Source organism: Nitrosomonas marina (assembly GCF_900110145.1).
GTDB classification, from domain to species: Bacteria; Pseudomonadota; Gammaproteobacteria; order Burkholderiales; family Nitrosomonadaceae; genus Nitrosomonas; species Nitrosomonas marina.
In genome coordinates, this window is the sequence record NZ_FOCP01000011.1 from 1 (window position 1) to 17,009 (window position 17,009).

A 17,009-nucleotide genomic window follows, 5' to 3' on the forward strand; every position below is an offset into this window, starting at 1 on the left:
CCGTGCTTCGCCCTCAATGAACCTACTCATGGAATACTCCAATTAACTGGAAAGTAAAATTATATAACCAATTGGGTTTTCACACAGTCTGGGTCGTTAAAGGACGCATTCGATCTGCTGTGGCAGGAAGGCGAGCGCTGTCCGAAAATGATGAGCGTCGGCCTGCATGGCAGAATTAGCGGGCATCCGTCACGTGCAATGGCACTGGCCCGTTTTCTCGATTATGTACAAAATCATGACCGGGCCTGGGTATGCCGGCGCGAAGAAATCGCCCGGCACTGGCTGACCGGACATCAATCCGGCATGCGCTAGCTTTTGGCTTACCCATCGATCAATGGCAACCTTGCGTACGCCGCACATGATGTGCCCCTCTATCAACCGGATGGTCCATACACGGATTGATTTTACAAACCGAAAACAGTATGGTCCAACAGTGATATACGTTTTTCGCCTGCTTGATCGGGATAAACCGGGTATGCGGGCTCTGTTCAATTTAATTCCAAACCAAAGGAGATCAGTGTGAATTTTCCCGATTTTTATGCCGAAGCACCGGTTGTACGCACGTTCGATCCATTTGCCGCCACACTGGGTGCAGCACGTGACGGACTGCTCGACTATCAATATCAGGATGCAGTTCGTCTGGCCGGACATTCCTGCCCGACGGTCGCGGGTGCATTTCTGATAGGGCGTGCGGCACTGTCTGCACTCTATCCGGACGGGCCTGCCGAACGCGGCAACATCGCCGTGCACATGCCAGCACCGGAAGATGAGGGCACAACCGGCGTCATTGCGCAGGTGTTGACACTGCTCACAGGTGCGGCGGCCCATAACGGCTTTCAAGGAATACGCGGCCATTTCCGGCGCAGAGGCCTGCTTACGTTCTCACAACAGCGCGAAACGGAAGCCATTGTTTTCACACGCCTTGATAACCAGGTTAGTGTAGCGGTTTCACTCGATGTATCGCCGATACCCGCCGACCCCGCTCAAGGTGAACGACTGATGGCTATCCTGCAGGAGTGCGCCGATGATCAGCAGAGATCTGATTTCGCCAGCGCCTGGCAGGAACGCGTGCGACGCTTACTGCTTGAATTTGCCGACGATCCACGGGTAATACGCGTTATGCCCTGTGACGTTTGACGGTAACCTATACAAGTCGCGGCCAACCGGCCAAAAGGCCGGTCAAGGCGAAGCAACACGCGTTCAATCTCAGTGTTACCGGCCCCTGAACAGTATCATCCATCATGGCCGTTTTGGAATTTGTTGGCAAGTGCACATGCATGATCGCAACGTCCATTGTCAGCACACGCTGGCGCGATCACTCACCGAGCTTTATTAAATGCGATATAGCACCTGTTTCACCCGTATTTTCTCCAATGACAGACATCGTGTAACTGGCACAATATCCTGCTTCAGAGTGACAAATCTCTAGGGATAAACACATGTCAGTTGGAGTCATCGCGCTGATCGGCATGATAGCCGTTGCGGTCTATTATTTTTACAAAGGAAAACAGTCAAGGCAACTTGATTTTATCGATCATTACCAGTTCCCCTCAAGCCTGACGCGAAAAATCAGCACACAATACCCGCACCTGTCACAAAATGATATTGATCTTGTCTTTGATGCACTGCGCGACTATTTTCATCTGTGCAATCAGGCCAAATACAGAACAGTATCAATGCCCTCCCAGGTAGTGGATGTGGCGTGGCATGAGTTCATCCTGTTTACCCGAAACTACCGGTATTTCTGCAAAAAAGCGCTTGGCAGATTTCTGCACCATACACCCACCGAAGTCATGCGGACGCCAACTCAGGCACAGGCCGGGATCAAACGGGCCTGGCGTCTGGCCTGCGCAAAAGAGAATATCAATCCAGATACCCCGTCGTATCTGCCGCTGCTGTTTGCCATCGACAGCAGATTGAACATTGAGGACGGTTTTCGATATTCACTCAATTGCCGGGACAAGTCCTCGCCGGACTATGGCAGCGGCTATTGCGCGGCGCATATCGGCTGTGCATCGGGATGCGGCGGCGATTCGGAACCATCGAGTTCCGGCGGCGGAATATTCAGCGAGTCAGGGGGGGCCGGTGGATGCAGCAGCGGTTGCGGCGGCGATTGATCAACAGTCACACGGTACTGATGTGAATTCCGCAGTCCTTTTAGCACTGTTTTCTACATATCTGAGAAAACGGTAAAAGCTATCGATATCATTTTGTTTATCCATTAATTGCTTTTAAACCTGATTTCCAGGCCCCGGCGACTCGGGTCGATTTTTTCGGCCAGATCACGCAAACAGGTGCGCAGACCTTCTTCTACAACCGGATGGTAAAACGGCGCTGCCAAAGCGTCAAAAACAGTCATTCTGTTCTCAATCGCCCAGGACAGCAGATGGCCCATATGTTCTCCAGCGGGCGCGATCATCTCCGCACCCAGCAAAACGCCGCTGTGCTTATCACCAAATATATGCAGCATGCCTTTGTTATATTGCTGGATGGTAGCGCGCCCCTGTGAATCGAACAAAACCTCTCCGGTATGGTACTCACCTTCAGTCAATTTTCGCCGTGGTTTGCCCACGCGTACTATGTTGGGCTCGGAAAAGGTAATGGCCAGCGGCGTACGACGCTGAAACGCAGCAGTCTCATTAACGCAGTTCCACCCTGCAATCCGCCCTTCATCGCTGGCTTCATGAAGAACCGGTCGCACACCGGTAACATCACCCGCTATGAAAATTGGAAAATCCGCAATCTGCATCGTCTCCGGATTGTATTCCGGCACGCCGGCATCAGTGAACGGCACACCGATTTCTTCCAGGCCCAGGTTACGCACATTCGGTCGCCGCCCGGTTGCGGCCAGGACGGTTTTGACCTGAATATGCCTGGTATCTTGTCCTTCCTGCCAGGAAATGGCAACTTCATCACCACACGATTCGTAACAGAGCTCCTGAGCGTAACTCAACGACAGTTCTTCCTGAAATGTTTTGATGGCGTACTCGATCACATCCGCATCAGTCAAGCCACCCACGGTGCGCGAACGGCCAAACAGATGCGTTGTGACTCCCATCCGGTGCATCGCCTGACCGAGTTCCAGACCCAGCGGACCCGTTCCAATGACTGCCACTGATTCCGGCAGGATTTCCAGTTCGAACAATTCGTCGGTTGTTAAAACACTATTTCGGTTTTTGTCGCGAATGGCTTTCAGCGGTTCGGGAATGAACGGTGTGGAGCCGCTGGCCAGAATGACCTTGCCGGCCTGAATGGTCTGATCGCCGACCTGAAGCGTGTCGGGCTCCAGAAACCGCGCTTTACCGTGCATGTTGTTTTCGTCGATATCCTCAATCGACTCCATCACGAAGCTGACAAAATAGTCGCGCATCGATCTGACATGTCGAAGCGCCTCCTCTGTGCGGATAAATAACCGATCGCCGCCATGAATACCCTGTTTCGCCAGCTGATGCCGTCGATGATAATCGTTGGCAGTCTGGATAAACACCTTGCTGGGCATACATCCTACACGGGCGCACGTCGTACCGTAATGGCCCTCATTAATTAAAACAATATTCCGGGTTTTATGTTTTGCAGCGCTATACGCGGCCAGACCCGCTGTTCCAGCGCCAATAATGACGATATCCGCTTGTCGAGTTGCCATAGTTCATATAGATCACATAAAAGTCTAAAAATACTCTGCTGAAATGACGCGCAGTGACATCTTGATAGCACTACCCTGATGAATATCGCTGTATCCGACTGTGATATCAATTGCATCCACGCAGCATGTTTGTAACAGAATACCAGACCGGCGTGCTTTTCACATACAATTTGAACCATTAACAGTCAACCGGAAAGAAACCACATGCATGCACGCTTGATTATTGCCTCAGCCTCGCTTCTCATTATCACGGCAGGGTGCGCCGGTAAAGAGCAGTTCTACCGCAGCATGTACGAAGGATGGAAAACACAGGAAACCAATATACACCCCCGGATTGATCAGCGTCCGCTACAGCACCCGCAGATGTCTTATGATGCGTATGACACCGAACGAAAAAATACAAAACAGCAAGTAGTAACGATCGAACAGCTGTATTTCAGTGCATCCGGCCTGAGCGAGCTATCAATCAGCAAATTATTTCTGTTCATTGTTAACGCGCCCGGGCACTCTATCCATGTGACAGCGTTTTTGCTTCTCCATGTGACAGTATGAACACCCTGTCTGCCGCATTGATAACGGCTGGCTGGTGCGACACTGCAATAATCGTCAGTTGACTGGAAAGTTGCTGTAATGTTTCACAGATATTTTTTTCGCTCTCTGGATCCAGCGCACTGGTCGGTTCATCCATGATCAAAAAAGCCGGGCCATGCGCCAGCGCCCGCGCGATCGCAATGCGCTGGCGTTGTCCGCCAGACAACATCCCGCCCCGTTCACCGACAACCGACTGCATGCCATCGGGCAGCGCGCTGACAAATTCCCACGCGCCCGCCTTGCGCAACGCACGCTCGGCATCCGCTTCAGTCAGTGCGGGTTCGCCAACCAGAATGTTGTTCACAATGGTGTCGTGCAGCAGGATCGTATCCTGTGATACATAACCGATCATATGTCGCCATTTACGCAAGTCGATATCATGCAGTGGTTTGCCATCAATCAGCACTTCGCCACTATCAGGTTCCGCCAGTCCGCACAGCAAATCAATCAGGGTGCTCTTGCCCACACCCGAAGGGCCGGTCACAGCGGTAAATGTTCGAATCGGAATTTCAAGTTTCAAATTGTCGAAAATCGATTTTTCACCATAGCTGAACTGCACGTTATGCAGCACTATATTCTGATTAAGGGTGGGCTCGCCCGTACCGGAATTGCGCTCGGCAGCCGCTGCGGCATCTTCAGCAGCTTTACGCAATGCCCAGTAGGCGCTTTCCTGCACGGCGAGCTGCTGATATTTACGCTGCGTTTTGTTAAGTAGCCCCAGTATGCGTGTCAACAGAAAAACCATCACCATCACCTCGGGTAGCGACAGTTCCCAGATAACCAGCGCCAGATACAGACCAGCGGCGGTGATGGCCGCAAGTATCGGTTCCTGTAACGCCATCAATGCCGCACGGCTCATGACTTCGTGCCGCGTGGCTTTTTCCAGCTGTTTGGTTTGATCGTGCAGAATTGCGTCGGCGACATTGTCGCGCGCCATGGCTTTAAGCGATTTGACTGAATTCAATACGTCCGACAGGTACGCCAGCAGATAGCGTAACAATTGCGTCTGGCTCGCGCCTGCACGACGGGTTGCGCGTACCAGCCGGTGCAGAACGAGCAGCAGAAAAAGACCGATTAACAGGGAAGCCAGCGTCGCTTCCCAGGATATAAACACGGCAACCACCGCATAGACAAGCACCTGAATAGCCAGCGCGAGTACGATTACACTATGCTCAAATCCATTGGCCGCACGATACGCTTCCGTGGCCACCGAATTGGCAAGCGAGCCGACAGGTTGACGCAGATAATATTGCCAGCGACTGGCCAGCAAAGCTTCGATCAGGCTCAAACGCAGCGCCGTCGCAACATGTGCGACCGTATAACCAACCTGACGGTTGGCCAGCAGCAATATCAGCCCTTTCGTAAACATACCGGCAACGATAATGATTAAAATCATATCCAGCGTCGGCTCAATACCAATTTTCTGGAGAATGTCCACCATAAATTTGCCGATACCGGATTCACCGGATGATTCTCCGACTGCGATAGATAACAGCGGCAATAAGGCCGTCAGACTGAGTCCTTCAGCCACGCCGGCGATAAGCAGCGCGAACAGCACGAAAGCGCTGCGGCGCGGAAAAACCATGATATATGTAATGAGCGTTCGCATTGATTTGTTTGAGAACGGTTTGTTTGTTTTTGAACGAAATGGGTTGAACAGTTACAAAAAACTGTCTATCTTACCTGAAAGCGCTTGGTTATTGCCTGCAACCAGACAATAGTCAACTCAGTCGAAATAGGCGTGTTGCAAAAAAATCAGAGACGCCAGGCTGCATAATACTACAGCTTATGTAACGTCCTGCAGTACGCCGTCAATCAGCTGCTTGATTCGTTTGGCACGCGCGGCGAGCTGCTGATCGTGCGTAACAACGACAAGACTGGCATTCACTTTTTCATTCAGTTCGAGCATCAAATCAAAGACAGCTTCGGCGGTTTGGCGATCAAGATTACCGGTTGGCTCGTCCGCCAGAATACACGCCGGCTCGGTGACCAGCGCGCGAGCCACGGCAGCGCGCTGCCGTTCGCCACCGGATAACTCGCCCGGGTTATGTGCCAACCGGTGGCCCAGTCCGACCTGCTGCAGCACTGCAGCGGCGCGCTCCTGTGCTTCGCCAGCTGCCATGCGCCTAATCAGCAGAGGCATGGCGACATTTTCCAGTGCGGTAAACTCGGGCAGCAAATGATGAAACTGATATATGAATCCCAGCGAACCGTTTCGCAGCCTGCAGCGTGTCCATTCATCCATCGCGGCGATATTCTGCCCCAGAATATTGATCTCTCCGCTGCTTGGTTTGTCAAGTCCGCCCAGCAAATGCAGCAGCGTGCTTTTACCCGAGCCGGAAGCCCCTACAATGGCCATCATTTCACCACTGTAGATTTCCAGGTCCACGCCCTTCAGGACAGAGACTTCCAGTTCTCCCTGATCGAACTGTTTGAACAGTTGACGACAGGCGATCACAACGTTGTCCCCGGCTGCGCCAGCAGTATCATTCATAACGCAGCGCCTCCGCCGGATTCACCTTGGATGCCCGGTAACTCGGATAAATGGTCGCAAGCAGACTCAAGATAAACGATACTACGGCAACAGTGACTATATCCGTTGTCTGTGGATCGGTTGGAATCTTGCTGATGTAATAAATCTCGTTCGACAGAAATTCCACGCTGAAAACCCATTCGATGAACGCGACAACCTCTCCGACGTTATAGGCCAGCAGGACGCCCCCGGTTACACCCAGAATGGTGCCGGCCACGCCGATAAAAGTCCCCTGAACAATAAAAATTTTCATAATGCTGCGAGGACTCGCACCCAGCGTGCGCAAAATAGCAATATCTGACTGTTTGTCGGTAACAGCCATGACCAGCGTCGATACGATATTAAAAGCCGCCACGGCTATGATCAAGGCCAGAATCAGCGACAACATCCGTTTTTCGATCTGTATAGCGCGAAAATAGTTCGCATGTTGCTGCGTCCAATCGGTAACATAATAAGGACCGGTCAGTGAATGAATCAAATCGTTGACAACCTTCGGCGCCAGAAACATATCACTTAATTTTAAACGCACCCCGGAAACATGATCGTCCATACGATATAGTTTCTGTGCATCAGCCATGTGGATCAGCACCAGTCCGGAATCATACTCAAAATGCCCTGCTTCAAAAATTCCAACGACGGTAAACTGCTTCAGCCGTGGCAGTATCCCTGCAGGCGTCACCTGCCCTTGCGGTGAAATCAACACAATTTTGTCGCCCCTGAACGCACCCAGACTGCGCGCCAGTTCCATGCCGATGACAATGCCGAAATCACCCGGTATAAGATTTTCCAGTTCACCGCTGACCATCATATCAGAGAAATCGGCAACGTGATTTTCTGCATCAGGCAGAATACCGCGCACAATTGCGCCATGCACTACCTGATCATAGGACACCATTCCCTGCGCATTGACAAAAGGTGCGGCACCTTCCACCGACGGATGTCTGGATGCCTCTTCAGCCAGTGCCTGCCAGTTGGACAATCGGTTATCGAAGCCATTGATTTGCACATGAGAAGCGACACCGAGAATGCGCGCACGCACTTCTTTCTGGAATCCGTTCATTACAGACATGACCGTAATCAAAGCAGTCATGCCCAGCGTAATACCTAGTAGAGAAATCAGTGAAATAAACGAAATGAAATGATTGCGTTTTTTTGCTCGGGTGTAACGCAAACCGATAAAGAGCTCGTATGGAGACACAAAAAATAAATGCCTAGATTAATAAAGTTAGCAAGTGTGCCATAATTAGCCCAGAATGAGTAGATAGCCTGACTTGTTCAATCAACGTAATTTGTTTTTTCACTCCGGCGCAAAGCAAATGTATAATCATTCCATGAAATTTGATATGGTCGTAATCGGCGGTGGACTGGTGGGTGCCAGCCTTGTGGCTGCGCTGAAGAACAGCGGACTGAGGATAGCTCTAATCGAGTCTCGGGAACCGTCACCCATACCGGATGATAGCAGCTGGGACAGTCGCGTGTACGCAATCAGCCCGGGTAGCGTTGCGTTTTTGCACGATCACGCAATCTGGCAGCGAATGGAATTATCCCGTGTTGCGCCAGTCTATGACATGGCGGTTTTTGGGGACGACAGCAGTTCGTGCATTCATTTCAGCGCATATGAAATCGGCGTGTCCGAACTGGCCTGTATTGTCGAAAACCGGCAGCTGCAAACTGCCGTTTGGACAGCAATACAACCACAAAATGATAATCTGGAGATTATTTGCCCGACACGATGCACTGCCATCAGCTGGCATGAATCGCACGCTGAAATACAACTCGAAGATGGCCGCCAGATAGACGCAGCGCTTGTTGTCGGCGCAGACGGGGTCAATTCATGGGTACGTCAGCAGGCAGACATCGAGGTTAATCGCCATCCCTATCAGCAAATTGGCGTAGTTGCCAATTTCAATACCCGGTTGTCTCATCGTCATGTTGCACATCAATGGTTCAGGCGTGATGGCGTGATGGCGCTATTGCCGCTACCCGGCAACCGGGTTTCCATGGTCTGGTCGACCGACGAGGAACATGCCGCCGAGCTACGCGCATTATCGGCCGATCAGCTTTGCCAGCATGTCGAAACGGCTGCTTCACATACCCTTGGCGAATTGCAGTTGATTACGCCGGCGACCGGTTTTCCACTGAATTTTGTCCATGTCAGCAACCTGGTTAAACCACGGTTGGTGCTCGTCGGCGATGCAGCGCATGGCATACACCCGTTGGCCGGGCAAGGCGTCAATCTTGGTCTGCGCGACGTGCGAAAACTTGCCGAAATTCTCAATGATCGCGGTTTACAGTCCGATATCGGGGATTTTATTCTGTTGCGTCGGTATGAATGTGCGCGCAAAGAAGATATTCTGGCATTGGAACTGGTCACCGACAGTCTGCAAAAGCTGTTTATCAATCCTGATCCCACACTTGCACGGTTACGGAATTTAGGTCTGGAGATTACCGACCGGCTGCCTTTGATTAAAAACCGGTTGATGCAGCACGCACTGAGTTAATCTGAAATTTACAAGGAGCCATAATGGTTATGCATGCAGCACTTTTAAAGCAATTCGTTCTAATTCTATTAATTTGTTTTTTTTACAGCCCGGCCCTGGCTGATGAAGATACTGTCAGGAAAGCCCTGGCTCCGCATTTTCCGGGCGCGAAAATTGAAAGCCTGCGTAAGACCCCTTATCTGGGCCTGTATGAAGCCCTGGTTGGCGGCGAACTCTTTTATACCGATGAGAAAGCCGAGTATTTTTTCTTTGGACACATTGTCGATACCAAGACGAGAACCAGCGTGACCAATGAACGCTTGCAGGAAATCAAGGCAGCACGCAGGATTCCGCTTGATACACTGCCGCTTGAATTTGCCATTAAGATCGTCAAGGGTAACGGCGAACGCAGACTCGCCGTTTTCACCGATCCCAACTGTCCTTACTGCAAGCAACTGGAAAAAGAACTGCTGAATATTACCGACGTAACGATTTACACACTGCTGTATCCGGTATTAAGAGGTTCAATGGAATTATCCACCTCTATATGGTGTGCACAGGACCAAATCAAAGCCTGGGATGACTTTATGCTCAGGGGTATCAAGCCAAAAGACAAGGACTGCGAGACACCGCTGCCAACGCTGGTCAGATCAGGTCAGGAAAACAGGGTCACAGGCACACCCACATTGATTTTTGCCGATGGCTCCATTGTTGGCGGCATGATACCGGCTGAAGCAATTGAAGAGCGGTTGCAAAGTGCCGCCACCGCTGACCGGTAATAGCAACTCTACAGGTGTTAAACCGATAGAAATCGAACAAGTCGGTTGTAAAACTGTCCTATAACGCATTACTACTCTAGCAATTCATCATAGAGCCTGATAACTATTTTATTGAAGCATGAAGCAAGACCTGCTGAATGCTCAAACTTGCGATCATTCAGTCACCTACCAACCAAAATGAAACCTACGCTCGTCCTGGTCGGCCGCCCCAATGTCGGCAAATCCACGCTTTTTAACCGGCTGACGCGCAGCCGAGATGCACTCGTGGCGGACATACCCGGACTTACACGCGACCGGCGCTACGGACATGGCAGGATTGGCGACAGACCGTATCTGGTCATGGACACCGGCGGGCTGGAACCGGTCACCAGCGACGGCATCATGTATGCGATGGCACAACAATCACTGCAGGCAATCGACGAGGCCGACCAAGCATTGTTCATTGTGGACGCCCGCCAGGGAATAACCGCACAAGATAAAATCATTGCCGAACAACTGCGAAAAAAAGACCGCAACATTCTGCTGGTCGTCAACAAGGCTGAAGGCATGGTTGACGACGTTGTTACCGCCGAGTTTTTTGAACTCGGCCTGGGTAAACCCCATGCTATCTCGGCGCTGCACGGTGATCATGTGAATGAGCTGGTTGCACTGGCACTTGCAGATTTTCCTGCCCTTGAAGAAGAAGCCGAGCAAACCAGTAAACACCCAAAAATTGCGATCGTTGGCCGTCCCAATGTGGGCAAGTCAACGCTGGTCAATACCCTGCTGGGTGAAGAGCGCGTGATTGCCTTTGATCAGCCAGGCACTACACGCGACAGTATTTACATTGATTTCGATCACAACGGCACACAGTACACGCTAATCGATACAGCGGGTTTGCGAAAGCGGGGCAAGGTCAAGGAAACTGTTGAGAAGTTTTCAGCTATCAAGACGTTACAGGCCATCGAAGACGCCAATGTCGTCGTTTTGGTGCTTGACGCCAGAAGTGAAATTGCCGAACAGGACGCACATATTGCCGATTTCATATTACAGTCCGGAAAAGCCCTGGTTGTAGCAGTCAACAAATGGGACGGACTGGATCAGTATCAACGCGAATGTATCAAACACGAACTGGCGCGAAAACTCGGGTTTCTCAACTTTGCCAAACTGCATTTTATATCCGCGCTCAAAGGAACCGGCACACTGAGATTACTGGTGTCGGTCAACCAGGCGTACGCAGCGGCAATGGCTGACTTATCCACGCCGCAATTAACGCGTGCCTTGCATGCGGCGGTAGAGAAACACGCACCGCCACGCGGTGGAATGTCCCGCCCCAAATTGCGCTACGCGCATCAAGGCGGCACGAACCCACCGATTGTAGTAATACACGGGAGCATGCTCGAACACGTGCCGGACACTTATCAGCGCTACCTCGAAAACTTTTTTCGCGAGGCTTTTAAGCTTACCGGAACACCCTTACGCATTACATTTAAGGCCGGACATAATCCATATGCGGACAAAAAGCCTGCACCACCATCCGAAGCGGAGATACGACGGGCGCGCAACCGCCGTCGACGTAACCGAAAAAAATATGGTTAAGAGGCCGTCTACTGGATCAGGCGGCCAAAACAGCTTTCTAAGAACCCATTCGTTTTAAGCTGTGTCATAACAACGTCCATCTGTTAAACTGCAATCTTGGTTTCGTAATCGCGCCTGGATTCGAAGTAATTGTGTACATAGAAATAGGAGTCTGCGATGAAATTTTCCATATACCGATATGATCCTGATAAAGATGAAAAACCGTACATGCAGGATTATGAGATCGAACTGGCGGCAACCGATAAAATGCTGCTGGATGCGCTCTTGCGAATTAAATCCGTTGATGACAGTTTGAGTTTAAGACGTTCATGCTCAGAAGGCGTGTGCGGTTCGGATGCGATGAATATCAACGGACGCAACGGACTGGCCTGTATCACACCGCTAAAAAGCCTGAAACAACCTATTGAAATACGTCCGCTGCCGGGATTGCCGGTGATTCGCGACCTGATTGTCGATATGACGCAGTTTTTCAACCAATATCATTCGATCAAGCCGTATTTGATCAATAACAACCCGCCACCGGAGACAGAACGTCTGCAGTCACCTGAAGAGCGCGCAGCATTAGAGGGTGCATACGAATGTATCTTATGCGCCTGCTGTACAACCGCCTGCCCATCTTTCTGGTGGAATCCGGACAAATTTGTCGGCCCTGCGGGATTGTTGCAGGCCTATCGCTTTCTTGCCGACAGCCGTGATCAGGCGACTGCTGAACGGCTCGATTATCTTGAAGATCCTTACCGCCTGTTCCGCTGTCATTCGATTATGAATTGCGTGGATGCTTGTCCGAAAGGCCTCAATCCCACTGAAGCAATCGGCAAAATAAAAGATATGATGGTCAAAAGAACGGTATGAAGGAATTTGAACGCGCTCGCTGGCGCTGCCGCCGGGGTATGTTGGAACTGGACATTATTTTACTGCGTTTTATGGATAAACATTACCGGCAACTCAGTACAAGAGAGCTGTTACAGTTCGATAGACTGCTGTCATTGTCCGACAGTGATTTATGGGACATGATCTGTGCCAGAAAATCAGCGATAGACGATGATCAGTTGCCGGTATTAAAATTGTTGCAGGAAAGTTAGCCGACCAGAAACTCGACCGCCTGCAAACACAAGCCTACAGTATTTTGTTGCTACAATGTGTAACGTTCAGGTAACGGTAATATAACAAAATATTCGGTGATCGAATTGATGCAATACATGGAGAACTAATATGACGCAAAAAGGTACAGCAACCTTGAGTCTTAGCACTGGCGGCGAAGCCATTGAGCTTCCTGTCATATCCGGCACCATGGGTCCCGATGTGGTGGATATCCGCAAATTACATGCCAAAAGTGGTTTGTTTACCTATGATCCGGGTTTTTTATCGACTGCCAGCAATAGTTCCGAAATCACGTTTATTGATGGCGGAAAAGGTGTTCTGCTATATCGCGGTTATCCGATTGAACAACTCGCAAGACAATGCGACTTTATCGAAATCTGCTACCTTCTGTTGCACGGAGAGTTGCCAAAAGCAACAGAAAAAACCGAATTCGATGGTGTCATCAAGCATCATACTATGCTGCATGAACAGCTGGTCAAACTTTTCAGCGGATTTCGCAGGGATGCTCACCCAATGGCTGTCATGGTGGGTGTCGTGGGCGCTTTATCTGCGTTTTATCATGATGCGCTGGATATATCCGATGCGAGCCACCGTGAATTGTCTGCAATGCGATTGATCGCAAAAATGCCGACTATCGCCGCGATGGCGTATAAATACAACATCGGCCAGCCATATGTCTATCCACGCAACGACCTCAGCTATGCTGAAAACTTTCTGCACATGATGTTCTCATTACCTACAGAACGCTATAAAGCCGACCCCAAAATTGTACGCGCGCTCGACCGTATTCTGATTTTGCATGCCGATCATGAGCAGAATGCTTCAACATCCACGGTACGACTGGCCGGTTCCAGCGGTGCCAACCCATTTGCCTGTATCGCTGCCGGTATAGCATGTTTATGGGGACCAGCGCATGGCGGCGCAAATGAGGCCTGTCTTCACATGCTCGAGGAGATCGGCGACGTTTCCCGCATCAACGACTATATCAAACGCGCCAAAGATCCCGATGAAAACTATCGGCTGATGGGTTTTGGTCACCGCGTATATAAAAATTTCGACCCCCGTGCAAAACTAATGCGCGAGACCTGTCATGAAGTATTGAACGTACTGGATCTTGAAAATGACCGGCTATTCAAACTCGCGCTGGAACTTGAAAGAATTGCTCTCGAGGACGATTATTTTATTTCCAGAAAACTTTATCCGAATGTCGATTTTTATTCCGGCATTGTCCAACGCGCCTTAGGCATTCCAACCATTATGTTCACCGCAATCTTCGCAATGGCACGCACAGTGGGCTGGGTTGCTCAATGGAATGAAATGATTTCCGATCCTGACTACAAAATCGGCCGTCCGCGCCAGCTGTATACGGGCACCCCCATGCGTGATGTCCCGACTGATTTTCGTAATTAATAACTAACTGACGGACAGGACTACCAGTAATGAATAAACAGTTGCAGGATTCCATGCTGTTCGGCACTAACGCCCCTTTTGTTGAGGCAATGTACGAAGAATACCTGCATAACCCCGTTTCGGTCGAACCGGCATGGCGTGAATACTTTGATAAAATTCAGCAAACACCGGGGCTGTCCGTCAATCAACTGGTGAAAAGTGCCGGTACCGCTGACAAGCAGCAACAGCAACCGATAAAGGAAGGAAAACCTGACAAAATTGACGGCATGATTGTTCTGCCGGAAGTCATCCAGACCGATACCGATGACCGCAAGCAGGTCGCGGTGCTGCAGCTGATCAACATGTACCGCTATCTTGGCTTGAGCCAGGCGGCACTGGACCCTCTGCAGTTCGAGGATAAACCGCTACGGATGGAACTCGATCCGAGCAACTTCGGATTCTCCGACAAAGACATGGATACCGTATTCAACACGGGCTCTCTGGCAGGTCCGGATCACGCACCGCTACGTGATATTCTTCAGATTCTCAAGGAGACGTATTGCGGCCCTGTCGGCGCCGAGTACATGTACATTTCTTCCGTGGAACAAAAGCGCTGGCTGCAAAGCAGACTGGAAACCAAACGGTCCAACCCGGATTACAGTCATGAATACAAGAAATTTATTCTTGAGAGGCTGAGCGCTGCAGAAGGACTGGAGCGATACCTGCACACCCGCTACATCGGTCAGAAACGGTTCTCAGGCGAGGGTAACGAAAGCCTGATCCCCCTGCTCGACTGTCTGATCGTCTGTGCCGGGAAGCTGCATATTGATGAAATTGTCATCGGCATGGCGCATCGCGCCAGACTGAATGTATTGGTGAATACACTCGGTAAAATGCCCGCAGATCTTTTTCGTGAATTTGAAGAAAAATATGTGGAAGATCTACCATCTGGCGATGTGAAATATCATCAGGGGTTTTCCTCAGCAGTCAATACGTCGGATGGCGTGGTGCGCCTTGCCTTGGCGTTTAATCCGTCGCACCTGGAAATTGTCAATCCGGTAGTAGAGGGCTCTGTACGCGCACGCCAACACCGCTTTCATGATCGCCAGGGCGACAAAGTACTGCCCGTTCTGATTCACGGTGACGCTGCTTTTGCCGGGCAGGGTGTCGTCATGGAAACGCTGAATCTGTCACAAACGAGTGGCTATGGCACGGGCGGCACGATACACATCATTATCAACAACCAGATTGGCTTTACCACATCTGATCCGCGTGAGAGCCGTTCCACGCTTTATTGTACCGATGTCGCCAAAATGATCGAGGCACCCGTTTTTCATGTAAACGGTGACGACCCCGAAGCGGTAAGCATGATTACCGAACTCGCACTGGACTTCCGAATGAAATTTCACAAGGATGTCGTCATCGATATGGTCTGTTTCCGTCGTCTCGGCCACAACGAGCAGGACGATCCAATGGTAACGCAGCCCAAAATGTATCAGATTATCAGCCAGCATCCTGGAACGCGCCAGCGCTACGCGGAAAAGCTGGAGGCCGAAGGCGTTATTAAAAAAGGCGAAGCTGACGCCATGGTACAAGCGTACCGTGAAGCGATGGACGCTGGCGTCAACCCTAACAAAAAAATCCGTTACAACTACAAGTCCCCTTTTTCAGTTAACTGGGCAGCATTCAAAAAGCCTTTCAAATGGAACCAGCCCGTAAAAACGGGAATTTCACTGGATATACTGAAGCAGCTGGCCGTGCGCTTAACGGATATTCCGGAAAAATTCATACTGCACAAGCGGGTAGAAAAGATTATTGACGACCGCCGGCTGATGGGACAGGGTAAACAGCCACTGGACTGGGGGATGGCAGAAAATCTGGCATATGCTGCGCTGCTGTATGAAGGGTTTCCTGTCCGAATTTCCGGACAGGATTCGGAACGCGGTACTTTTTTTCACAGGCATGCTGTATTACACAACCAGGATACTTCACTCGAAGATAGAAATATTTACGTGCCGTTACGTCACATATCGCCCGGGCAACCGGATTTTACCGCAATCAACTCCATTTTGTCTGAAGAAGCTGTGCTGGGATTTGAGTATGGATACACTACCGCGCAGCCACAGGAACTGGTCATCTGGGAAGCGCAGTTCGGCGATTTTGCCAATGGCGCACAAGTAGTCATCGACCAGTTCATCGCATCCGGCGAAGCCAAATGGGGACGCCTGTGCGGTCTGGTGATGATGCTTCCCCATGGCTATGAAGGTCAGGGACCGGAGCACTCTTCCGCACGACTGGAACGGTATTTACAGCTTTGCGCAGACTATAACATCCAGGTATGCATTCCTTCCGCGCCAGCACAAATGTTTCATCTGTTGCGACGACAGATGATTCGCCCGTTGCGCAAGCCGCTGATTATCATGAGTCCTAAGAGCATGCTGCGACACAAGGAATCGGTATCGACTCTGGAAGAACTGTCCAGCGGCAGGTTTTACCCGGTAATATCCGAAACAGAAAAACTGGAACCGAAACAGGTCAAACGCCTGATTGTGTGCAGCGGAAAAATATATTATGAGCTGAGAGCACACCGGCAAGCGCAGGAAATAACCGATATGGCGATTATCCGATTGGAGCAGCTGTACCCCTTTCCTCATGAAGAATTCAAACAGGAAATCAAACGCTACAGTAAAGCCAAAGAGGTGATCTGGTGTCAGGAAGAACCCGGCAACCAGGGTGCATGGCACCGCATACAGCACTACCTGCTGCGAAACATGAAATCCTCGCAAACGCTGGGTTATGCACTGCGTCCCTCTTCAGCTTCACCGTCAGTCGGTTATCTGGCCAAACATAAAATGCAACAAAATGAAGTTATTGAAGCCGCATTCCGAGAAAAAATTTAGTCTACGGAGAGTAAA

At 50.6% G+C, this 17,009-nt stretch carries 15 protein-coding genes; 11 read left to right on the forward strand and 4 right to left on the reverse strand.

Translation table 11 applies throughout. The features are described from left to right. Positions 1–147 precede the first annotated feature (147 nt). The 3 genes from BMX44_RS08915 (at position 148) to BMX44_RS08925 (ending at position 2,117) form a co-directional block, all read left to right on the forward strand. Positions 148–312 carry a hypothetical protein gene (locus BMX44_RS08915; RefSeq protein ID WP_218143943.1) on the forward strand — a complete coding sequence of 55 codons (165 nt, stop codon included), beginning with the start codon at positions 148–150 and terminating at the stop codon, positions 310–312. A 207-nt stretch (positions 313–519) separates the two neighbouring features. Beyond that, the gene (locus BMX44_RS08920) at positions 520–1,137 is read left to right on the forward strand and encodes a hypothetical protein (RefSeq protein WP_090631504.1); all 618 of its coding nucleotides are present in this window, start codon (positions 520–522) and stop codon (positions 1,135–1,137) included. A gap of 302 nt (positions 1,138–1,439) precedes the next feature. Further along, on the forward strand, positions 1,440–2,117 hold the full coding sequence (locus BMX44_RS08925) for a glycine-rich domain-containing protein (RefSeq protein WP_090631507.1): 678 nt from the start codon (positions 1,440–1,442) through the stop codon (positions 2,115–2,117). Positions 2,118–2,221: 104 nt separating this feature from the next. Here the strand turns inward: BMX44_RS08925 and BMX44_RS08930 are convergent, their stop codons facing one another. Further along, positions 2,222–3,643 (reverse strand): dihydrolipoyl dehydrogenase, encoded by a 1,422-nt coding sequence (locus BMX44_RS08930; RefSeq protein WP_090631510.1) that lies wholly within the window; start codon positions 3,641–3,643, stop codon positions 2,222–2,224. 204 nt (positions 3,644–3,847) lie between these two features. Between BMX44_RS08930 and BMX44_RS08935 the strand changes: the two genes are divergently transcribed. Further along, positions 3,848–4,195, forward strand: a complete 348-nt coding sequence (locus BMX44_RS08935; protein ID WP_090631513.1) for a hypothetical protein — start codon at positions 3,848–3,850, stop codon at positions 4,193–4,195. Here the strand turns inward: BMX44_RS08935 and BMX44_RS08940 are convergent. The 3 genes from BMX44_RS08940 to BMX44_RS08950 all read right to left on the reverse strand — a co-directional run bounded on the left by BMX44_RS08940 (position 4,152) and on the right by BMX44_RS08950 (position 7,965). Continuing rightward, a complete protein-coding gene (locus BMX44_RS08940; protein ID WP_090631516.1) occupies positions 4,152–5,843 on the reverse strand; it encodes an ABC transporter ATP-binding protein in 1,692 nt (563 codons plus the stop codon). The two genes, BMX44_RS08935 and BMX44_RS08940, sit on opposite strands and share 44 nt — an antisense overlap. A 177-nt stretch (positions 5,844–6,020) precedes the next feature. After that, positions 6,021–6,728 (reverse strand): lipoprotein-releasing ABC transporter ATP-binding protein LolD, encoded by a 708-nt coding sequence (gene lolD, locus BMX44_RS08945; protein ID WP_090631519.1) that lies wholly within the window; start codon positions 6,726–6,728, stop codon positions 6,021–6,023. Next, entirely contained in the window at positions 6,721–7,965 is a 1,245-nt protein-coding gene (locus tag BMX44_RS08950; RefSeq protein ID WP_090631522.1) for a lipoprotein-releasing ABC transporter permease subunit, read from the reverse strand. Before BMX44_RS08950 ends, lolD begins: the two co-directional genes overlap by 8 nt. Before the next feature lie 133 nt (positions 7,966–8,098). Between BMX44_RS08950 and BMX44_RS08955 the strand changes: the two genes are divergently transcribed. The 7 genes from BMX44_RS08955 (at position 8,099) to BMX44_RS08985 (ending at position 16,994) form a co-directional block, all read left to right on the forward strand. Next, on the forward strand, positions 8,099–9,268 hold the full coding sequence (locus BMX44_RS08955; RefSeq protein ID WP_090631841.1) for a UbiH/UbiF family hydroxylase: 1,170 nt from the start codon (positions 8,099–8,101) through the stop codon (positions 9,266–9,268). A gap of 23 nt (positions 9,269–9,291) precedes the next feature. Then, positions 9,292–10,026, forward strand: coding sequence for a DsbC family protein (locus BMX44_RS08960; protein ID WP_090631525.1), 735 nt, complete (start codon positions 9,292–9,294; stop codon positions 10,024–10,026). A gap of 177 nt (positions 10,027–10,203) precedes the next feature. Continuing rightward, positions 10,204–11,604: a ribosome biogenesis GTPase Der gene (der, locus tag BMX44_RS08965; RefSeq protein WP_090631528.1), complete on the forward strand. Its 1,401-nt coding sequence runs from the start codon at positions 10,204–10,206 to the stop codon at positions 11,602–11,604. A gap of 156 nt (positions 11,605–11,760) precedes the next feature. Next, on the forward strand, positions 11,761–12,456 hold the full coding sequence (locus BMX44_RS08970) for a succinate dehydrogenase iron-sulfur subunit (RefSeq protein WP_090631532.1): 696 nt from the start codon (positions 11,761–11,763) through the stop codon (positions 12,454–12,456). Beyond that, positions 12,453–12,686, forward strand: a complete 234-nt coding sequence (locus BMX44_RS08975; RefSeq protein ID WP_090631535.1) for an FAD assembly factor SdhE — start codon at positions 12,453–12,455, stop codon at positions 12,684–12,686. The genes BMX44_RS08970 and BMX44_RS08975 overlap by 4 nt, the downstream gene beginning before the upstream one ends. Before the next feature lie 130 nt (positions 12,687–12,816). Continuing rightward, entirely contained in the window at positions 12,817–14,115 is a 1,299-nt protein-coding gene (gltA, locus tag BMX44_RS08980; RefSeq protein WP_090631538.1) for a citrate synthase, read from the forward strand. Between the two features lie 29 nt (positions 14,116–14,144). Continuing rightward, a complete protein-coding gene (locus BMX44_RS08985) occupies positions 14,145–16,994 on the forward strand; it encodes a 2-oxoglutarate dehydrogenase E1 component (protein WP_090631542.1) in 2,850 nt (949 codons plus the stop codon). Positions 16,995–17,009: the final 15 nt, after the last annotated feature.